Annotated in this window: 20 protein-coding genes and 1 pseudogene; 13 read left to right on the forward strand and 8 right to left on the reverse strand. The window is 40.8% G+C overall.

Features of this window, described 5'->3' with window-relative positions:
- The first annotated feature begins 187 nt into the window (after positions 1 to 187).
- Positions 188 to 946 (forward strand): DeoR/GlpR family DNA-binding transcription regulator, encoded by a 759-nt coding sequence (locus BKK50_RS01055; protein ID WP_077414498.1) that lies wholly within the window; start codon positions 188 to 190, stop codon positions 944 to 946.
- 68 nt (positions 947 to 1,014) lie between these two features.
- Here the strand turns inward: BKK50_RS01055 and BKK50_RS01060 are convergent, their stop codons facing one another.
- The 7 genes from BKK50_RS01060 to epmB form a co-directional block, all read right to left on the reverse strand.
- Entirely contained in the window at positions 1,015 to 1,371 is a 357-nt protein-coding gene (locus tag BKK50_RS01060) for a diacylglycerol kinase (protein ID WP_077414500.1), read from the reverse strand.
- A gap of 8 nt (positions 1,372 to 1,379) precedes the next feature.
- Positions 1,380 to 3,611 carry a GTP diphosphokinase gene (gene relA, locus BKK50_RS01065; protein ID WP_077414502.1) on the reverse strand — a complete coding sequence of 744 codons (2,232 nt, stop codon included), beginning with the start codon at positions 3,609 to 3,611 and terminating at the stop codon, positions 1,380 to 1,382.
- A gap of 79 nt (positions 3,612 to 3,690) precedes the next feature.
- Complete coding sequence (gene rlmD, locus BKK50_RS01070) at positions 3,691 to 5,007, reverse strand: 23S rRNA (uracil(1939)-C(5))-methyltransferase RlmD (protein ID WP_077414504.1); 1,317 nt, start codon at positions 5,005 to 5,007, stop codon at positions 3,691 to 3,693.
- Entirely contained in the window at positions 5,007 to 5,717 is a 711-nt protein-coding gene (gene recO, locus BKK50_RS01075; protein WP_077414506.1) for a DNA repair protein RecO, read from the reverse strand. The genes rlmD and recO overlap by 1 nt, the downstream gene beginning before the upstream one ends.
- Positions 5,718 to 5,720: 3 nt before the next feature.
- Positions 5,721 to 6,125: an MliC family protein gene (locus BKK50_RS01080; protein WP_077414508.1), complete on the reverse strand. Its 405-nt coding sequence runs from the start codon at positions 6,123 to 6,125 to the stop codon at positions 5,721 to 5,723.
- A gap of 48 nt (positions 6,126 to 6,173) precedes the next feature.
- Positions 6,174 to 7,511 carry an opacity-associated protein OapA gene (oapA, locus tag BKK50_RS01085; protein WP_077414510.1) on the reverse strand — a complete coding sequence of 446 codons (1,338 nt, stop codon included), beginning with the start codon at positions 7,509 to 7,511 and terminating at the stop codon, positions 6,174 to 6,176.
- 94 nt (positions 7,512 to 7,605) lie between these two features.
- Positions 7,606 to 8,622 (reverse strand): EF-P beta-lysylation protein EpmB, encoded by a 1,017-nt coding sequence (gene epmB / locus BKK50_RS01090; RefSeq protein ID WP_077414512.1) that lies wholly within the window; start codon positions 8,620 to 8,622, stop codon positions 7,606 to 7,608.
- A gap of 34 nt (positions 8,623 to 8,656) precedes the next feature.
- Between epmB and efp the strand changes: the two genes are divergently transcribed.
- From efp to tnpA, 12 genes and pseudogenes are all read left to right on the forward strand, one after another.
- On the forward strand, positions 8,657 to 9,223 hold the full coding sequence (gene efp, locus BKK50_RS01095) for an elongation factor P (protein WP_059368513.1): 567 nt from the start codon (positions 8,657 to 8,659) through the stop codon (positions 9,221 to 9,223).
- A 297-nt stretch (positions 9,224 to 9,520) separates the two neighbouring features.
- A complete protein-coding gene (locus tag BKK50_RS01100; protein WP_077414514.1) occupies positions 9,521 to 10,483 on the forward strand; it encodes a transferrin-binding protein-like solute binding protein in 963 nt (320 codons plus the stop codon).
- Between the two features lie 72 nt (positions 10,484 to 10,555).
- Positions 10,556 to 11,989, forward strand: a complete 1,434-nt coding sequence (locus BKK50_RS01105; protein ID WP_077414516.1) for a surface lipoprotein assembly modifier — start codon at positions 10,556 to 10,558, stop codon at positions 11,987 to 11,989.
- 13 nt (positions 11,990 to 12,002) lie between these two features.
- Positions 12,003 to 12,257, forward strand: a complete 255-nt coding sequence (locus BKK50_RS01110) for a YhdT family protein (protein ID WP_077414518.1) — start codon at positions 12,003 to 12,005, stop codon at positions 12,255 to 12,257.
- A complete protein-coding gene (gene panF, locus BKK50_RS01115) occupies positions 12,257 to 13,711 on the forward strand; it encodes a sodium/pantothenate symporter (protein WP_077414520.1) in 1,455 nt (484 codons plus the stop codon). The genes BKK50_RS01110 and panF overlap by 1 nt, the downstream gene beginning before the upstream one ends.
- A gap of 112 nt (positions 13,712 to 13,823) precedes the next feature.
- Positions 13,824 to 14,696 carry a DMT family transporter gene (locus tag BKK50_RS01120; protein ID WP_077414521.1) on the forward strand — a complete coding sequence of 291 codons (873 nt, stop codon included), beginning with the start codon at positions 13,824 to 13,826 and terminating at the stop codon, positions 14,694 to 14,696.
- A gap of 39 nt (positions 14,697 to 14,735) precedes the next feature.
- The gene (gene prmA, locus BKK50_RS01125) at positions 14,736 to 15,617 is read left to right on the forward strand and encodes a 50S ribosomal protein L11 methyltransferase (protein ID WP_077414523.1); all 882 of its coding nucleotides are present in this window, start codon (positions 14,736 to 14,738) and stop codon (positions 15,615 to 15,617) included.
- A 197-nt stretch (positions 15,618 to 15,814) separates the two neighbouring features.
- A complete protein-coding gene (locus tag BKK50_RS01130; protein WP_077414525.1) occupies positions 15,815 to 16,759 on the forward strand; it encodes an acyltransferase family protein in 945 nt (314 codons plus the stop codon).
- 182 nt (positions 16,760 to 16,941) lie between these two features.
- On the forward strand, positions 16,942 to 17,922 hold the full coding sequence (gene dusB / locus BKK50_RS01135) for a tRNA dihydrouridine synthase DusB (RefSeq protein ID WP_077414527.1): 981 nt from the start codon (positions 16,942 to 16,944) through the stop codon (positions 17,920 to 17,922).
- A complete protein-coding gene (fis, locus tag BKK50_RS01140) occupies positions 17,916 to 18,215 on the forward strand; it encodes a DNA-binding transcriptional regulator Fis (RefSeq protein WP_077414529.1) in 300 nt (99 codons plus the stop codon). Before dusB ends, fis begins: the two co-directional genes overlap by 7 nt.
- A 201-nt stretch (positions 18,216 to 18,416) precedes the next feature.
- On the forward strand, positions 18,417 to 19,667 hold the full coding sequence (gene rhlB, locus BKK50_RS01145) for an ATP-dependent RNA helicase RhlB (RefSeq protein ID WP_077414531.1): 1,251 nt from the start codon (positions 18,417 to 18,419) through the stop codon (positions 19,665 to 19,667).
- 2 nt (positions 19,668 to 19,669) lie between these two features.
- A pseudogene (tnpA, locus tag BKK50_RS12730) lies at positions 19,670 to 20,112 on the forward strand (IS200/IS605 family transposase).
- A 122-nt stretch (positions 20,113 to 20,234) separates the two neighbouring features.
- Here tnpA and BKK50_RS01155 read toward each other — a convergent pair.
- A complete protein-coding gene (locus tag BKK50_RS01155; RefSeq protein ID WP_077414533.1) occupies positions 20,235 to 21,002 on the reverse strand; it encodes a glycosyltransferase family 25 protein in 768 nt (255 codons plus the stop codon).
- Positions 21,003 to 21,059 lie beyond the last annotated feature (57 nt).

Raw genomic sequence — 21,059 nt, forward strand, 5'->3', positions numbered from 1 at the left:
TTTGCATGATCATTAACATCCTAGGTAAGGTTAATTGATCTATGTGGAGCATTCTGCCACAGCTAAAAATAAAAAAACGTGAACAAGATCACAAGCTTTAACATTTGTGTTATTTTTTGTTAAAAATAAAGAAAACAAACGTTGAGAGAAAAACGATATAATGAAGAAAATTTTAGAGGGGACTTTTATGATTCCTGCAGAACGCCAAAAATTATTACTCAATTTAATCAGTCAAAAAGGTATGGTAAGCATTATACAACTTGCCGAATCGCTGAATGTTTCCCATATGACTATTCGCCGGGATATTCAAAAATTAGAAGAAATGGGAAAAGTGGTTTCCATATCGGGTGGAGTAAAAATGCAAGAGCATTTATCTTTTGAGCCAACTCACCAAGATAAATCTCTTCTCTTTCGTGCTCAAAAAGAACAAATTGGCAAATTTGCCACACAACAAATTCCAACCAATACCACCATTTATCTTGATGCCGGCACTACCACATTAGAAATTGCTTACCGTTTAATTGAGCGTAATGATCTCTTAGTGGTGACAAACGATTTTTCTATTGCTCATTTTCTTATGACGAATGGGCAATGCGAATTGATTCATATCGGTGGGAGCGTGAATAAATTGAATCATTCTTCCGTTGGCGAACTTGCCGGTCAATTCCTCCGACAGCTTTCTATTGATATTGCCTTTGTTTCTACTTCATCGTGGACATTGAAAGGCTTAACCACCCCTGACGAAAACAAATTACCGGTAAAAAAAGCCTTGCTTGATGCCAGCAATCAAAGAATTTTAGTCTCGGACTCCTCAAAATATGGCAAAGTGGCAACCTTCCATATTTGCCCTTTGACAAGGTTTGATTGCATTATTTGTGACAAAAATCTGGTTGAATCGGTACAACACGCCATTAAAGAGCTCAATGTTGAATTAATCACTGTCTAGCATTGGCACAATAAAAAACGGCTTATGTCCAAACATAAGCCGAAATCTTTTTAAAAATTGACCGCACTTTAGAAGAAGAGAATACTCCCCCATACTACGCCAACAATGCAAAGTGCGATAAAGACGGCGGCAGAGCCTTGATCTTTGGCTCTGCCGGAAAGTTCGTGGCGTTCGGTGCCGATGCGATCCACCACCGCTTCAACGGCACTGTTTAATAATTCCACCGCCATGACCAGTAAAACCGATGAAATCATTAAGGCGATTTCAAGTTTCGTTTCCCCTAGAAAGAAAGCGAGTGGAATTAAAATAGCCGCAAGAAAACATTCGTGGCGAAAAGCCGTTTCATTTTTAAAGGCGCTTTTCAAACCTTGGAGGGAATATTTTGTTGAATTGATTAAATGGGTTAATCCCGTTGTTTTGTACATAAATTTACCTATAAACGTTTTGCTTCAATCACATCATCTAATTTGGCAAGTCTTGCTAAGATCTTGCTTAAACTTTCTACATTGTGAAGTTCAATTTCCATATCAATGGTTGCCAGTTGTTTTTTGGTATCCGCCCGGCTCGCTACCCCTAACACACTGATTTTTTCATTCGCTAGAACAGTGGTGATATCTCGCAATAATCCGTTTCTGTCACTGGCGATAATACGAATATTGATATGGAAGCCTCGGGCATAATTTTCACCCCAAAGGGATTCCACCACCCGTTCCGGATGGGCTGCTTGCAATTCTAAAAATTGTTCACAATCACTACGATGAATAGAAATGCCTCGTCCCATTGTGATATATCCCACAATGGCATCCCCGGGAATAGGCTGGCAGCAACGGGCAATATGATGCATTAAATTGCCCACGCCTTCTACAATCACACTGCCGTTTTTTTCTGCATTTTTTTGCTGAGAATTGACCGCACTTTTATTGGCTACATGACGAAGAACTTCTTGGTCCGCTTGCTCGGCACTTACTTTAATCAGTTTACTTTGTAAAAAGTTTATCAAATGATTTAAACGAATATCACCACTGCCAATTCCCGCATAAAGATCCTCGAGGTTTTTGAGGTTATAACGAGGCAGCGCATAAGGCTCGACTTGCTTGATATTCAGATTTAGACGGGCAAGTTCGTTATCCAGCAATTCCTTTCCTGCCGGCACATTTTTATCACGATCTTGTTTTTTAAACCAAGCTTGAATTTTTGAGCGGGATTTTGCGGTGTGGGTAAAACCTAAATTCGGATTGAGCCAATCCCGACTTGGGTTGGGATTTTTTTGGGTGATGATATCGATTTGATCGCCCATTTGCAATTGGTAGGTGAAAGGAACAATACGTCCTCCCACTTTTGCGCCAATACAACGATGACCGATTTCACTATGAATAGCATAAGCAAAATCAAGTGGCGTTGAGCCGGCAGGTAAATCGACCACCTCGCCTTTTGGCGTAAACACATAGACCCGATCATCAAAAACTTGGCTACGCAATTCCGCCATCACTTCACCGGAATCGGTAATATCATCCTGCCATGCTAATAATTTACGCAACCAAGCAATTTTTTCTTCATAAGCGGATAAGCTACCTGTGGTACCTTCTTTATATTTCCAATGGGCTGCCACCCCGAGTTCTGCATCATCGTGCATTTGCTGGGTACGGATCTGCACTTCAATGGGTTTACCGCCTTTTCCTAACACAACAGTATGAATGGATTGATAGCCGTTTGGTTTTGGATTGGCGACATAATCGTCAAATTCTTTGGGTAAATGTTTGAAATGGGTATGGACGATGCCTAATGCGGTATAACAATCTTGCAATTTTTGTACGATAATTCTGACCGCTCTTACATCGTAAAGCTCGCTAAATTCTAAGTGTTTTTTCTGCATTTTGCGCCAAATGCTGTAAATGTGTTTTGGGCGACCATACACCTCCACCCGTTCAATACTTTCTCGCAAATAACCGCTCAATTCGCTAACAAAATCGGCGATGTAATGTTCACGGTCGAGTCGGCGCTCCTGTAATAATTTGGCAATAGCACGGTATTGTTCGGGGTGCAAATAGCGGAAACAGTAATCTTCCAACTCCCACTTGAGCTGCCCGATACCCAAACGATTCGCCAGCGGCGCATAAATATTGGAACATTCTTTGGCGGCGAGCACTTTTTCTTCTTCGGAACAGCGATTTTCAGCATCTCTCAGAAAGGTAATGCGTTCGGCAAGTTTAATAATCACACAGCGGAAATCATCGACCATGGCAAGGAGCATACGGCGCACATTATCCACTTGTAAGGCATTGGCAGAATGGCTTGCGTTAAGTTGACGGATATTATCCATCTCTTCCACTCCCCGCAGTAATTTGGTGATTTCTGTGCCAAAATCTTCCTTCAAAACTTCCCAATCCACCAGCCGGTTTGCCACGATGGGGAAAAGCATCGCCGTAATCAGGCTTTCGGCATCCATATTCAGCTCATACAAAATTTCCACCATTTCGACACCGGATTGGCGTGTCAATGTGGCATTTTTCATTTCATCAGGGTGAGAATCCATCAAATTGCGCACATAGTACCATGCCTCAATCAGACGCTTTTCCGTTTGTTCTGTCAGTTTTAACGCCGCACACCATGGTTCAATCACAAAATCTTTTGGATTTAACAAATGTGATCCACGAACAGCAACCATAATCCCCCCTTGTTGATGAAGAAAAGAGCGACATCCTGTCACTCCATTTTAGCTCTGTCATTGTAACAGAATAACCTACTTATTTTGTAGAAAATAACGTCATAGATTCCAAATGCCCCGTATGAGGGAACATATCAACCACGGCGCTTTTTTCAATTTTGTAGCCAAACCCACGCAATATTTCCGCATCACGCACTAATGTCGCCGGATTGCATGAAACATAAAGGATTTTTTCTGCCTTTAGCTCGCTTAATGCGTTTAAGGCAAAGGCAGCGCCACTTCTTGGCGGATCAAGCAAAATCTTATTAAAAGGCTGATTTGCCCAAACCTGCCCAACAAAAGATTGGTCAAGATTGGCTTGAAAAAATTCAATATTATTGATTTTATTTCGTTGTGCGTTTTGTTTTGCTTTTTTCGTCATTTCAAAAACGCCTTCAATACCTACTGCACTTTTTACCCGTGTTGCAAGAGGAAGGGTGAAATTTCCCATTCCGCAAAATAAATCTAAAACATGATCGGTCGGCTGAAGCTCAAGCCAATCTAGGGCAATTTGCACCATCGCTTCATTTAACCTGCGATTAACCTGAATAAAATCTTGGATATCAAAATGAAGTGTTATGCCCTCACTAAATTGGTAATAGGGAGGCTCGCCATAAAGTTGTTCTACCCCCTCATCACTTTGTAGAAAAAGCATGATATTTTCTTGCTTGGCAAAATTGATGAGCAAAGTGCGGTCAATTTCAGCGAGATTTCCCACATAGCGTAACAACATCGCCACACCGTTATCTGCCGTAACCAATTCAATATGTCCGAGTTGTTTTGGCATAGAATAACCAACGAAAAGTGCGGTTAATTTTAGCAGCAAATTATTGATAGCCGGTTCGACCACTTCACAGCGTTTCACAGGGAGCAGATCATGAGAATTTTTCTGACGGAACCCCATATCAATGCGCTTGGTTTTCGGATTAAATTTTAAACTTAAACGCACCCGCCGGCGATATTGCCAAGGCTCACTACAAATCATCGGTTGGAAATCAATGGGTTCTTGCTGAAGTTTTGCCAAGCGTTTGAACAAGGCAGACTGTTTGGCGTCACGTTGCATTTCGATGGGGATATGTTGGGCTTGACAACCGCCACAACATTCATAATAAGAGCAAGGCGACAAAACCCTATGGGGGCTTTTCTCCAGCCATTTTTTCGCCATAGCCCGCCCATATTGACGTTTTTCTTCGATGACGAACGCTTCCACTTTTTCTTGAGGTAACGCATTTTCGATAAACCAAGTTTTACCGTTAATTTTTGCCACACCTAAACCTTGGTAATCCAGCTCAATAATTTTTGCCGTGATCTTTTGTGGCGGATTGAATTTTTTCTGTGGGATATAACGCAGTGCCATTATTTTAAAAATAAAATATTTTGAGTGAATAATTCTCGGCTTTTTAACGGTTTATCACCGAGGTAGGGTTTGAGTGCTTGACGTGTAAAACGCTTAGCTGCTTGACGTACAGCCTCATCGGAAAAATCAAGCGCAGCAAAGGCTATCAGATCCCGTCCGTAAAAAGTGAGATTATCTTTCACCAAAGAGGCAATAAAGCCTTTTTCCTCACGGTAACGGTAAGTCATGGTCGGATCCACCGGTTGACCGGAACCTGCGCAATGTAAAAAATCGACACCATAACCAAGAATTTGAAGTAAATTAAATTCAAATAAACGTAAGCAAGGTTCGACATTGGCTTCGGTTGCTAAACGGGTTAAACATTTTAGGTAATGTTGGAATAATTGGGGATTGGCCGTTTCCGGCTCTATCACTCGAGTGAGCAATTCATTCACATAAAACCCACTATAAAGTGCGGTTTGTTGTAAGGGTAAACTCATCGCCGCTGGTTCTGCTTTGGTGAGGGTTTTCAGCCCGCTTTTGCCTGTCCAGCGTAATAAAAGGGGCGTGAAGGGCTGTAAAACGGATTTCCACGTTGAGCGTTTTGCTCGTGCCCCTTTTGCCATCACAGTAAGGCGACCGCTTTCTTCTGTGAAGAGATCGACTAATAAACTGGTTTCGCTATAAGGGCGGCGGTGTAAAACAAAACCGCGTTGAAGTTCATTTAACACCGATTATTTGCTCGTTGATGAAACGGTTGATTTCAACAGACATTGCTCTGCTAAAATTTCACCGACACTCGTTTTTAGGGTACTAAAATCATTGCGTTCGAGCCAGGTCCAACGGATATTACCGTAGTTATTGCCCCGTTCGGAAATCATTAACGTCAATTTTTCCGTAACTTGATTAAAAGTGATGGAGACTTGTTTCAACATTTTCTTGTTTCGTTTTTGTGTGCCGTGCACAACACGAACTTCCTTATCATCTTTACACCGATATAATCTCGCCGAACCCACTTGTGAGGTTTTATCAACCTTCTGTACTATCATTTTTTGTGGAGGTGGGTCATTTAATAGGGTATTTTGAGTGCAACTGCCAAGTACAAGTGCGGTTGAAATAAATAATGTTTTCTTTAGCATAATCCTCCACCGAAAGGAAACAAAAAGGGCGAACATTCGCCCTAAAAATTATTTTCTGAATTGATACGAACCATCAGCCTGACGCACAAATTTCGCACCGTTAGATAAGCGCAGCTCACTGACACGTCCTTGCCCATTCAGGGAAACTTGAACTTTATCGCCCGGTTTAAAACTGCTCAGCGCATTACCTGCTCCGTTCGCTTTGGTCATCGCATTCACATCGGAAATATTCAACTTGTTATCACGGAACACCTGCATTAAAGAAACGCCTTGAGGTACGGTTAAGGTTTTGCTTGTCCCACCGGAGACACTTGTTTTCACCGTATTTGTTGCAGGTTTTGCTTCAACAATTTGCACTTTGCGTTCATTTTTCCCTACGGCTTTTTTCTCGACAGGTTTGACTTCTTTCACCGGCGCTTGTCGTGCCGGTTCGGTTTTCGCTTGAGCCGGTTTCGTTTGAACCGGTGGTTTCACTGCGGTTTTTTCGACAACTTTAGGTTGTTGCGTAACCGGTTTAGCAATTTCACGGCTGACCGTTTCACGATGAGCTTCAACCTGTTTAGCCGGTTGTGGACTAACCGAAGCAACAGGGCTGACCTCAGACTGCACAGAAGGCGTAGCGACAACCGTTCCCTGCGGTTTTGGCGTTTCTTTTTGTGTATCGCCTATGCTCGGTTCCACTGAGACATTGGATTCAGCCTGTGTTTGTAGGTCGGCAACCGGGGGCGTTTCTTGTGGCGCAGGAATATTATCTAACACCGTGGTTTCAATGGGTTGTGATTGATCTAAGGATTGGAATTGCACCGGAATTTCATTGCTGTTTTGTAGCTCAAAAGATTCCACGGTATCGGAACTCGGCTTTAAGGCGAAAAAGAGGATTAACAGCAACACTAACGCCAAAATCGCAATAAAAAGACGGCGGTGCTTTTCCGGTAAACGTTGTAATATTTTCCATTTTTCAGGTCGTTTCAATGCCGTTACTGCGGCAGTCGCACCGGCTGATAAGGTCTCTTTCGCCTGTTCTGTGACAGAAGCGACCGTTTCCTGGGTTTCTTCCACTGTGGTTTCCACTGCTTTAATAACAGGTTCAAGCGTAGATTCTAGGTTTTGCGCTGTATTGTCAGCGCCCTCTTTTTCTTCTTTTTCTACAGTAAAAATAGACTGGGTTGGTGGCATGGTTTCTTGCGTGCTTTCACCAAATGTCGGTTCTTTACGCAGATGAAATTGGGTTTCTGGCTGATCTTTACGCCCAAATAATCCTTTTGCTTTGTTAAATAATGATTCTCTTGATTGGATTGGTTTGCGTGGTGTAATTGAATCATCTTGGCTTAATCCAAGATCAAGTTCGTTTTGTGACTTGTTATCATTGGGTTGATTGTTATTCATAGAATTCACAGATTGCCTCATTTAATAATAATTATTTTTTTAATCTCACCCGCTACAAAGTGCGATGAAAAAATCCCGCACATTTTATCGGATCTTATTTTGCGTATAAAGTTTTATTTGGTTGACCTGCGATCTCTCGGGCTAATTTGGGGACTAAATAACCGGAAGTGAGGGATTGCAATGTTTTATAAATTGAATGCGCCTGTTCATCACGGATAAAAAAATGGCTTGCCCCTTGCACTTTGTCCAGCAAATGCAGGTAATAAGGTAAAATCCCGATGTGAAATAATTGATCACTGAGTTTTTTTAACAGTTGCGCATCATCATTAACGCCTTTTAGTAACACCGATTGATTAAGGAGTGTGACCCCGGCATAGCGGAGTTTTTTCATCGCCTCGGCTAAAAGATCATCAATTTCATTGGGGTGATTAATATGGGTCACCATCACCGTTTGCAAAGGGCTTTCCGCTAAAAGGCGACAAAGCGTATCGGTAATACGTTGGGGGATGACAATCGGTAAACGGGTGTGGATACGCAGACGTTGTAAGTGCGGTAGATTTTCCAAACGTTTTATCAACCAGGCTAATTCTTGATCTTTTGCCATTAAGGGATCGCCACCGGAGAAAATCACCTCTTCAATTTCGTGATGTTCAGCGATGTAATCCAATGCTTGTTGCCAGCTTTTTTTATTGCTTGGGTTTTCATCATAGGGAAAATGGCGGCGGAAACAATAGCGACAATTGACGGCACAGCCTCCCTTCACCATAAATAAAAGGCGGTTTTGATATTTATGCAAAATATTGGGAACCGCATTGGTCTCTTGTTCTTCGAGGGGATCAGGCGAAAATCCCTCCGCTTGCACAAATTCCAAATCCGAACACATCACCTGTAGGAAAAGGGGATCCCGAGGGTTACCTTTTTCCATTTTATCCACAAAAGGTTGAGGTACCCGAAGGGCGAAAAGTTTACGGGCATTGAATGAAGGCGCAAAATCCTGTTCTGGTAAATTTAATTGACGGAGTAATAAACGAGGGTCGGAAATGGCATTTTTTAGAATAGGGAGCCAATTTTGTTCTTCTCTAATGGTGGGGTCTTGAGTTAAAATACGCACTTTTCAAACCATTTCTATTTTTAGGATATTTAATATGGCTACATATACTACCAGTGATTTCAAACCGGGTCTAAAATTTATGCAAGACGGCGAGCCTTGCGTGATCATTGAAAATGAATTTGTTAAACCGGGAAAAGGTCAAGCATTTACCCGAACCCGTATTCGTAAACTTATTTCAGGTAAAGTGTTGGATGTGAACTTCAAATCCGGAACCTCCGTTGAAGCCGCTGATGTGATGGATCTCAACTTAACCTATTCATACAAAGACGAAGCGTTCTGGTATTTTATGCATCCGGAAACTTTCGAACAATATTCTGCTGATGCCAAAGCCGTGGGTGATGCAGAAAAATGGTTGTTAGACCAGGCAGATTGTATCGTTACCTTATGGAATGGTTCACCTATCACCGTGACACCACCCAACTTTGTTGAATTAGAAATTGTCGATACCGACCCTGGCTTAAAAGGCGACACGGCAGGTACCGGCGGTAAACCGGCAACCCTCAGTACCGGTGCGGTAGTCAAAGTGCCTCTGTTTGTCCAAATCGGTGAAGTGATTAAAGTCGATACCCGTTCAGGCGAATATGTTTCCCGTGTAAAATAATCGCCATTATGAACGAAAAAAGCGCGGTCAAAAAACCGATATTATGTCGCAAATGCACAAAAATAGAAATTTTAATAGAACGTAGGGACACACGTAGTGTGCCCCTACAAGATAACAAAAAAGCAACGTTGTGAAACTGCTGCATAATACCGAAAAAAATCTTGTGGATTTCTGACCGCTCTTTTACTTTATAAAGGATTTTAAATCTAAAGAAGGTTATTTGCTTAACAAAGGTGATTCATTAGGCTATACTGGTTGCCGATTTGCCAATGATTAACAATTAAGTAAGGAGCCTTTATGACACGAATAAAAAAGACATTAGTTAAATTTAGTTTAACAACACTCGCCGCATTAATGATTTCAGCTTGTGGAAGTAGTGGGGGAGGAAGTAACAGAGATCCGCAACCAATAACGCCAACGCAGCCGAATCAATCAAACGTTGAACCTTCACAACCGGCACAACCTAATCAATCAAACGTAGAGCCTTCACAACCGGCGCAACAACCGGACGTAGTAAATCCTGAAGCGACCCCACCCACAACGAAGCCACAACCGGACGAAAAAAACGATCAAAACGCCAATTCTACTGAACCACAACCATCTAAGCCTGTACAATCATTAACACGGGTAGAGGCGCCTGCTCATTCGGTGGATAAGCGACCTGCAGGATACTTAATTCCTAAAGCGGAGGGTAATGTTCAAGAATTATTTGTGACAGCATCTTCTGAAGATAATCTCAATGTGATTAATGTTGAAGGTAAATCTATTACACTTATACCACTGAATGTCTATGATTCAATTTCAACGATTATTGATGCAACGAAATTTCGTTATGTGGGTGGAGGTCAAACTACTCGTTTGGGTTTTGTCGCCGATAAAGACTTGCAAAATCAATATTTGGTCGCTTACGGTGTAAACCTGACAAACAATATGCCAACCTCCGGATCTGCGACTTATGAAGGTATTGGCGTTCATACTTACTCTAGTACAGACAAGGGCATCATTGATGATTTTGTTCAAACAAAAGCTAAATTTACGGCTAACTTCTCAGATAAAACCTTATCAGGTCACTTAACCACTAAGAGTAATAACGTTATTGATATTTCCGCTGACATCGATGGTAATCAATTCTTCGGTGAAAGTTCAGCGGGGACGATAACAGAGGGTCGCTTCTACGGTGATAATGCAGGTGAACTAACAGGTAGTTACATCAATCCTAAAGAAACCTACCTTGGTGTGTATGGTGCGCAAAAAAAATAATTTTTCCTCCTTACGATCATTTAATAAAGCAAGCATTGCGCTTGCTTTATTTCTATCTTGATATAATACAAAATGAAATTGACGAAAACTTTATTAGCCTTGCTATTGGGGGTCGTATTTTCTGCCGTTGTGCAAGCTGAAATAGCACAATCGAAAAATGACTTAACCCATGATCGCCTTCAGGTCGCCGCACCAAAACTCAACGAACAAGTACCAAATGTCGCAAAAGAAGAAAAATCGACCCTTTCAGTAACCAAAGAACAATTAGCTCAATATCCTGATTTAATCGTTCGAGGAATGGTTCCGGCAGTGTTGCAAAACAACGGCGAAGTGGTGGAATTATTGCTACCGCTTTATCAAAATTTGCCTGAAAAAGATCCTGTACTATTTGAATGGGCGAAAGCAATTTACGCCCGCCGACAGGGTGATACTGGGCAAGCAGTACAACGTTATCGTTCGCTTTTTAGCCAACATTCCGATATTCTTCCATTGCGTTATCAACTAGCCCAAGTACTCTTTCTAAATAATGACAATGAAGCAGCAAAAGACCAATTCCAAAAACTGCGTGCCGAAAATATTTCTCCTGAAATGGTGGCTGTGATTGATGAATATCTCTCTGCTTTAAACAAACGAAACCAATGGAAAGTGAATGGGGGGGTGAGCTATTTAAATGAATCAAACATCAATAATGCGCCCAAAGCCGGCACAAAAATCGGCAATTGGCGTGCTTGGGAAAAAGAAAGTGCGCAGGGATTTTCCTATTATTTAAATGCCGAGAAAAAGTGGTCTTGGGCAAATAATCTCTACACGAAACTACAATTTGAAGGTCAAGGGCAATATTTTTGGAATAACAAAAAATACAATGAATTCACTTTTCGCATAGCTGCCGGGCTGGGCTATCAAACGGCACGTTTTGATACCTCTCTCAGCCCTTTTACAGAAAAACGTTGGTATGGCGGTGGCTCATCAGGCAGTGATGCATTAAAACACTATGCGAAAAATTCCGGTGCACGATTAGAGATAAATTATTGGTTAAATGAAAAATGGCAAATTTCGACCGCACTTGAGTATGGAGAACAACGTTATGATTGGCGAAAGCATCTCAATGGTAATAATTATCTGTGGTCAAACACCCTATTTTATATTCCAAAAAGCGGGCAGTATTGGCTAGCGGGCATAGATTACAACCGTGAGAATACAAGAGATCGTGATAATGCTTACCAACGTAAAAATATTCGTTTAGGCTGGGGACAGGAATGGCCGTTCGGCATTTCGAGCCGAGTCAACCTTGCTTATGCGAGACGGACTTATAAAGATATTGATTTCTTTCAAATCCGTCAGAAAAATGATGAATATTTTACTTCCGTCACCTTATGGCATCGTGATGTTTATTTTTGGGGTATTACGCCAAAACTCAAGTGGTCTTACCAAAAAATAAGTAGCAATCACCCTTTTTATCGTTATGATAAAAACCGACTTTATTTAGAAATGAGCAAAACATTTTAAGGAGATATTGCTTATGACACTCACACAACGATACAAGCAAGCGACTAAGGAAGCAAGATGGGCATTAGGGCTCACCGTCTTATACGTAATTGGCTGGTGCTTATGTGCTTACTTACCGAAAGAAACGCAAGGGCCTATTGGTTTTCCCCTTTGGTTTGAACTTTCCTGTCTTTATTTACCTATTTTATTTATTGTCATCGGTTACTGGGTGATAAAAATCGTCTATCAGGATATGCCGCTAGAAATCAATGAAAAGGAGGATAAATAATGAATCTTGGTATTATTCTTCCTTTGATCATCTATCTTGCTTTTGTGTTTGGTGCCGCGATCTATGCTTATGTGAAACGAACCAAAGGGGATTTTTTAACGGAATATTATGTGGGCAATCATTCAATGACAGGTTTTGTCCTTGCGATGACAACGGCGTCCACCTATGCCAGTGCAAGTTCCTTTGTGGGTGGGCCCGGTGCAGCCTATAAATATGGATTGGGTTGGGTATTGTTAGCCATGATCCAGGTGCCGGCAGTGTGGCTTGCCTTAGGCGTATTAGGCAAAAAATTTGCGCTGCTCTCACGAGAAACTAATGCCCTCACCCTCAATGATCTGTTTCTTTATCGCTATAAAAACAAATACCTTGTTTGGCTTTCAAGCCTCGCGTTATTACTCGCATTCTTCGCCGCAATGACGGTACAATTTATCGGTGGGGCTCGATTGCTTGAAACGACCATTGGGATTTCTTACACGCAGGCGCTTTTACTGTTTGCCTTTACCGTGGGCATTTATACGTTTATTGGTGGTTTTCGTGCGGTGGTACTCACCGATACCATTCAAGGGACGGTGATGATTATTGGCACGATGATTTTACTTGGCGGTACAATTTATGCCCTTGGCGGCGTGGAAAGTGCGGTCAATAAATTAACGGAAATTGATCCCGCATTGGTCAGCCCTTACGGTCCAAACGATATGCTCGGTTTTCAGTTTATGGCGTCCTTTTGGGTGTTGGTTTGTTTCGGTGTTGTGGGATTACCTCACACAGCGGTGCGAGCCATGGCATTCAAAGACAGCAAAGCGTTGCACCGTGGTATGTTCATCGGCACTATCGTACTTTCTTTAGTTATGTTCGGTATGCATTTAGCCGGGGCATTAGGGCGTGCGATTATTCCGGATTTAACCATTGCGGATCAGGTTATCCCAACCTTAATGTTGCAAGTGCTTCCGCCTATTGTGGCAGGTATTTTCTTAGCCGCCCCCATGTCCGCTATTATGTCGACCATTGATGCACAGCTTATTCAATCTTCTTCGATTTTCGTCAAAGATTTATATCTTTCCGCCAAACCAAATGCCGTAAAAAACGAGAAAAAAATCAGCGCTTTCTCGTCAATAATCACGCTGATTTTGACCGCACTTTTAATTTTGGCCGCCCTCAATCCACCGGAGATGATCATTTGGCTAAACTTATTCGCCTTTGGCGGACTGGAAGCAGCGTTCTTATGGGTCATTGTGTTGGGAATTTATTGGGATAAAGCTAATGCTTACGGCGCATTAAGCTCAATGATCGTTGGCTTAAGCAGCTATATTTTACTCACACAACTCGGTATGAAACTCCTCGGTTTCCATCAAATCGTACCGGCATTAACATTTGGTTTGATTGCATTTCTGGTGGGAAACAAATGGGGCGAGAGCCGTATTGAAAAAACAGCGAAAAAAATCACCGCACTTTAGGAATTTGCTGGTATTATGTGCTCGGGATACACTGTGCGTTTCCAAAATAAAATCAAATTTTTCAATAGGTTACGACAGGATACAGTGTATTCTTACAAAGAAATAAAAAAGAATGCTCTATCAAATTATCGCTCTGCTGCTTTGGAGCAGCTCATTAATTGCCGCCAAATTCACTTATTCGATGATGGATCCAGTCCTCGTGGTGCAAGTGCGGTTAATCATTGCAATGATTTTTGTTTTTCCTCTTTTTCTACGTCGTTGGAAGAAAATTGATAAAGGGATGAGAAAACAACTGTGGTGGCTCGCCTTTTTTAATTATACGGCGGTTTTCTTGCTCCAATTTATCGGGTTGAAATATACCTCCGCCTCCAGTGCCGTTACGATGATTGGGTTGGAACCTTTACTCGTTGTGTTTGTAGGGCATTTCTTTTTTAAAGACAAGGCAAAATGGTTTCATTGGCTTTTCGGTGCTTTCGCCTTTTTCGGGGTGGCAGTGATGATCAATGGCGGACAACACAATGAAGGAATTAATGAAATTAGCCTATTCGGCTGCTTATTAGTGTTATCTGCCGGAATTATTTTTGCCTGTGTATTACGTTGGACACAATCCGTCATCGCAAAAATTTCCACGCAAGCCTACACTTCAGCAACTATTGTATTAGGGACAATAACCACCTTACCGTTCACCTTACTATTGACTGAAAATTGGGAAGTTAACCTAAATAGATATGGCATTATCGGGTTATTTTATCTCGCTATCGGTTGCAGTTGGCTTGCCTATTGGCTATGGAATAAAGGGTTAAATATGGTGAATGCCAACCTTTCCGGCATTTTGGTTTCCCTTGAGCCCTTATTCGGTATTTTATTTGCCGTAGTTTTACTAGGGGAAACCCTCTCATTTTCCACCGCACTTGGCATCGCAATGATTATGTTTGCCACCTTGGGCTCAACCTTACTGCCAAAATTATTGAAAAAATCGGTATAATGCACGCCGTATTTACTCAATAACACAGAGGAAAAAAATATGGCTTGGATTCAAATTCGCCTGAATAGCACCAATGAAAAAGCAGAAAAAATCAGTGATTTCCTAGAAGAAATCGGTTCGGTATCTGTCACTTTTATGGACAGCCAGGATACCCCTATTTTTGAACCCTTACCCGGTGAAACCCGCCTTTGGGGCAATACCGATGTGATTGCCTTATTTGATGCACAAACCAATATGGCAGAAATTGTCGATTTACTGAAACAAGCGGGGCATTTAGATGAGCATACCGCTTACAAAGTCGAACAAATTGAAGACAAAGATTGGGAGCGGGAATGGATGGATAATTTCCACCCAATGCAATTTGGGCAACGTTTATGGATTTGCCCAAGCTGGCGCGAAGTGCCTGATAAAAATGCCGTCAATGTGATGCTTGACCCCGGTCTCGCCTTTGGAACAGGCACGCACCCGACAACCGCACTTTGCCTAGAATGGCTGGATGGTTTAGATTTAACCGGTAAAACGGTGATCGATTTCGGCTGTGGTTCCGGCATTTTAGCTATTGCCGCATTAAAACTCGGGGCAAAAAGTGCGGTTGGCATTGACATCGATCCACAAGCCATTCTTGCTAGCCGTAACAATGCGGAACAAAATGGTGTGGCGGATCGTTTACAGTTATTTTTATCTGATGAAAAACCGGAAAATTTAAAAGCTGATGTTGTCGTTGCCAATATTCTTGCCGGCCCATTAAAAGAACTTTATCCTGTGATTAGTCAACTTGTTAAAGAAAACGGTAATTTAGGCTTATCCGGTATTTTAGAAAGCCAAGCCTCATCGGTTTGTGAAGCTTATGCACAAACTTTTACTTTAGCGCCAATCGCTATACAAGACGAATGGTGTCGAATTACGGGGATACTCAAGTAGCAAGTAGTTACACAGAATCTTTAGTTTAAGATTCTGTGGATTTTATTCCGAGGAAGCATAATAATGCCAAGCCAAGCCAAGCCAAGCCAAGCCAAGCCAAGCCAAGCCAAGCCAAGCCAAGCCAAGCCAAGCCAAGCCAATTTTAACATTTCTCACTCAAGAGCAATCTTTATATTAAAGGTTTTGCTATTATCCTGATGTTGATTCATCATCTTTTTCCTTTTGCCGATCGTATTCCTCAATCAGCTGAAATTATTTGGTTATTTGGAAATAATAGCCTTGAAACGCATTTGGGACTATGGGGTAAATATTGCGTTGCCATATTCCTATTTATCAGTGGATATGGATACGCTTTATCTAAAAGACGAGATAAAGGATACTATTTAGACAAAATAATTAAAATTTATCGAACTACCCTACTTATATTTGTCATATATATTCCCTTAGATATCTATTTTAATGTTGACAGAGTCGTTTCTGCTTTGGATATTAAACATATTCTATTTAATATTTTAGGTTTCTATTCTAATTATAATGGTGAATGGTGGTTCTTATTTCCCTATGTATTAATGGTCGCCGTCACGCCTTTAATGAATGCATTACGTAATAATGCGCTCATCTTATTTATTTTATCTATTATTATTCATAACTTGCCTGCAAGCCAATACATAATAGGGGCGTTTTTATGGTGGCAAACAGCCTATGTTATTGGTTTTATTTGTGGTATTTATCAACAAAAACTCGCCATATATCAACCGAATAAAATTATTTATAAACTAGGATTATTTATGCTTTCCCTTATTGTGCTTATTTGGGGATACAACACATTTAATATTGAAGAAATGTTATTTTTTACGCCATTATTTATCTATATTTTAAAACTCACGAGTGAGATTATGCCTAAGTTTATTAAAATTGTATTTGTCGAACTCGGGCGAAAATGTCAGATAATTTGGCTTGTACATTCTTTTTATTGCTATCATTTTGCAGGTAACTTTATCTATTCACCGAAATATTCGGTATTAATTTTACTCAATTTATTAGTGGTTTCTTATGTAAGTGCTGTTGTATTAGGTTTTATAGAAAAAAATTTAGTCAGTGGGTATCACAAAATAATAAATAAACGGTTGAGCCTCCATTAACGCCGTGCTAGTACTATGTAGAATGCGCTTTGTCAATCAAAAAAAGTGTATTTTTTGAACAAATTTCACTTTGCAAACTAGGGCAAAATGCGTATCATAGCACGCCTTGTCGGTTGTCGCCCCTATTTGATAATAATGGCGGCAGTAATGGATTTAGGCTTGACTTAGGTGGTAAAAGTAAAATGCGAATCGGTTCATACCAGTTAAGAAATCGTGTTTTACTTGCGCCTATGGCAGGCATTACCGATAAGCCCTTCCGCCGTCTTTGTGCGCATTATGGGGCAGGGCTGACATTTTCCGAAATGATGTCCGCCAATCCGCAAGTTTGGCATACGGAAAAATCTAAACTACGTTTAGCACATAGTGATGATTTAGGCATTAACGCTGTGCAAATTGCAGGTTCCGATCCGTTAGAAATGGCACAAGCCGCTGCCGTTAATGTGGAATACGGTGCGGAAATTATCGACATCAATATGGGATGTCCTGCTAAAAAGGTCAATCGCAAACTCGCAGGCTCAGCCTTGTTGCAATATCCTGAGTTAGTGGAAAATATCCTGCGGGAAGTAGTCAATGCCGTTAATGTACCGGTTACGTTGAAAATTCGCACCGGCTGGGATAAATCCAATCGAAATTGTATACAAATCGGTAAAATTGCCGAACAATCCGGTATTCAGGCTTTAACGATTCATGGGCGGACGAGAGAATGTCTCTTTGAAGGTGAAGCAGAATACGACAATATTCGAGCAGTCAAACACGCAATTTCAATTCCTGTAATTGCAAATGGCGATATTGATTCTGCTGAAAAAGCAAAAGCAGTGCTTGATTATACAGGTGCTGATGCAATTATGATCGGTCGTGCCGCACTCGGTAATCCTTGGCTTTTTCAAGCGGTGGATAACTTCGTTGAGTATGATTCGATAATTCAAACACCAAGTTTACGTGAAAAGTGCGGTCAAATTTTGCGTCATATTCAAGAATTGCATCAATTCTATGGTGAGCAAAAAGGTTATCGCATTGCACGCAAGCACGTTGCTTGGTATTTACAGGGAATTCAACCCAATTCCGTTTTTAGACAGACTTTTAACACCATTAGTGATTCGAAAGAACAACTGATTGTTTTAGAAGAGTTTTTAAATTCAATTTTGGATAGAGAGAAATGTTAGAACAACAACGTAGTCCGTCTGAAGCGTTAACCGTTTCAGTATTAAACGCTCAATCACAAGTAACCAACAAACCATTACGTGATTCTGTTAAACAAGCATTACGTAATTATTTATCACAATTAGATGGTCAAGATGTGAATGATCTTTACGAATTAGTATTATCGGAAGTTGAACACCCTATGTTGGATATGGTTATGCAATATACTCGTGGTAACCAAACCCGTGCAGCTAATATGCTTGGTATCAATCGTGGTACTTTACGCAAAAAATTGAAAAAATACGGTATGGGTTAATCAAGCCTTTCCAGTAAGTATTGATGCTAAGTCAATGTGCATAAAAAGAATTGCCTACTTAATTAAGTAGGCTTTTTTCTTTCATTTAAGAACGAATTCATCACATTAGGAGCTGGAAAACCGTTTTGGGATAAGTATATTCATTGGGGAATCTTTCCATTCGTGCTATCCTAGGGCAATTTTTTCAAAAAGATGACTTCTATGACACAAAATCACTTAAGCCGGAAACGATTTTCAGATCTTCCTTTACATCCTGTCGTATTAAAAGCATTACAAAGTAAGCACTTTGAGTACTGCACACCTATCCAAGCACTTTCATTGCCAATCACATTAAATGGCAGAGATGTTGCCGGACAAGCGCAAACCGGTACGGGTAAAACTCTCGCTTTTTTAACAGCCACCTTTCATCATTTACTCAATAACCCCAAAGAGAGTATTCGTTATGACCAACCACGAGCCTTAATTCTTGCCCCAACCCGTGAACTTGCAGTGCAAATTCACAATGATGCAGATACCTTATCAAAAATGAGTGGATTAAAGACCGCACTTGCTTATGGAGGCGAGGGGTATGACAAACAACTACACGCCATTGAGCAGGGTGTTGATATTCTCATCGGTACAACCGGACGCATTATTGATTATGTAAAACAAGGTGTCATTTCTCTGAATCAGATTCAAGTCGTGGTATTAGATGAGGCAGATCGGATGTTTGATCTTGGTTTTATTCGTGATATTCGTTATCTGCTGCGCAAATGTCCTTCTCCACAACATCGCCTCACTATGCTTTTTTCAGCCACCCTTTCATACAAAGTGCGCGAACTTGCTTTTGAGGATATGAATGATCCGGAATATATTGAAATCGAACCGGAACAAAAAACCGGACATCGAATTAAAGAAGAATTATTTTATCCCTCAAATCACGACAAAATGGCATTACTACTGACATTACTTGAAGAAGAATGGCCGGATCGTTGCATCGTATTTGCCAATACTAAACACCGCTGTGAAGAAATTTGGGGTTATCTCGCTGCAGACGGACACCGAGTAGGATTACTCACCGGCGATATTGCACAGAAAAAACGTCTTTCCTTATTGAAACAATTTACTGAGGGACAATTAGATATCTTAGTCGCTACCGATGTTGCCGCACGAGGTTTACACATCTCGGATGTAACCCATGTGTTTAACTATGATTTGCCTGATGATCGGGAAGATTATGTCCATCGTATTGGGCGCACGGGTCGTGCGGGAGAAAGTGGCGTATCGATTAGCTTTGCTTGTGAAGAATATGCAATGAATTTACCTGCGATTGAAGAATATATTGGTCATTCAATTCCCGTAAGCCGATATGATTCAACTTCGCTATTAAATTTACCTAAACCATTTCGTTTAAAGTCGAAAACACCCCATCATTCTCACAACCTATCAAGAAATCAGCGACCTTACCGCTGATAATATTTCCCAATAGTTCCCTAATAGAAAAGCAGAGCCAATGCTCTGCTTTTAATTATAACCAGACAACATCCAGCTATAAAACCATATGCTATGCGTATAGAAGAAAAGCAATTTATGGAAAATTGAGAGTCGATATAGGCGGTGTTTTAAGGAAAGTTATGAACTTACAAAAATGTAAAAAATCCTAGAAACTTATGCGGTGAAAGAGTATATCCATCTGTTGGTCGAGATTCCTCCGAAATTGGTAGTATCAAGTTTTATGGGCTATTAGAAAAGAAAGTCATCACCGATGATTCGAAAGACATGTGAATTTAAAATATGAGTATGGAAATCGGAATTTTTGGGCGTAGGAGGATTATGTAAGTACAGTAGGTCTCAATAAAAGGTAGAAGAATATATTAGGAATCAAGAAAAAGGAGATGTGATTTCAGATAGTTTATAAAAGAAAAAGGGGAAGTCATAGAGTTATTGTGCGGTTGTCAGTTTTTCACCTACCTTTATAGGGGGACGAAGCCTCGGTTCTTATAGGGTAGCCTAAAAACCGCACGTTTTACGTGCGGGTTGTTATTTAAAAGGAACAGGTTTGCCAAAAAATCGTCTTTTTACCCTTATCCACTCTTTTTTGATTTTCTCCAAAGGTGAAGATTTTATTTGGTTATGGCTCACTTGCGCCCTTCCTGCTGAGAGACTACTTTCAAAAGGGTTAGGATTTATAATAAAATCTTGTACACAGATGCCGGGTAAAAGTTGCACCACGTTATAATCTTTTTGGTTTAAAAATGTCACAAAAAGAATATCATCGGCGGGAAGTGTCAGTTGCTTATTTTGTACCTTGCTGAGTAAATATTTTGCCCCTTTGGGAGTGAGCGTATAGCCTGCTGCTCCTGATTGTTTAAAGGTTAAGGGGATAATTTCACGGTTGCATTTTACTTTACTTGGTTCTCCACCAAAAATTCTTCCATTTGCTTCTAATTTTAAAACATCCGTATCACCGGGTAGATAGTCAATTTCTAATAATTCCTTTGCATTTTCCCCTAGGTGAATATCGTCTTCAAAAATATTAATGTAATCTAATTGATTTTCCAGCATAAAGTGCCAAAGGAAAATATGGCTTAACGCACAACCAATTTCCGTATCGCTTAAAAGGGCTTTGGGGGAGCGGTCAAGAATAATATTGAGTTTTTTTGCCACTTCCTCAATATTTGAAGGGGTCACCGCATCGAAAAATGAAAAAGGGATATTTTGTTTGCCAAATTCATTTTCAATATGTTGGCGCCGTTTTTCGGCGGTGGTTAAACTAATGACGTAATTGTGCGTCAATGTGCCATGCATAACTGTAACTACCTATAAATTCAATAAAATCGCTAAAATACCTTTGCCTACCCAATC

This window comes from Rodentibacter rarus, from assembly GCF_001998965.1.
In the GTDB taxonomy this organism is placed as follows: Bacteria; Pseudomonadota; Gammaproteobacteria; order Enterobacterales; family Pasteurellaceae; genus Rodentibacter; species Rodentibacter rarus.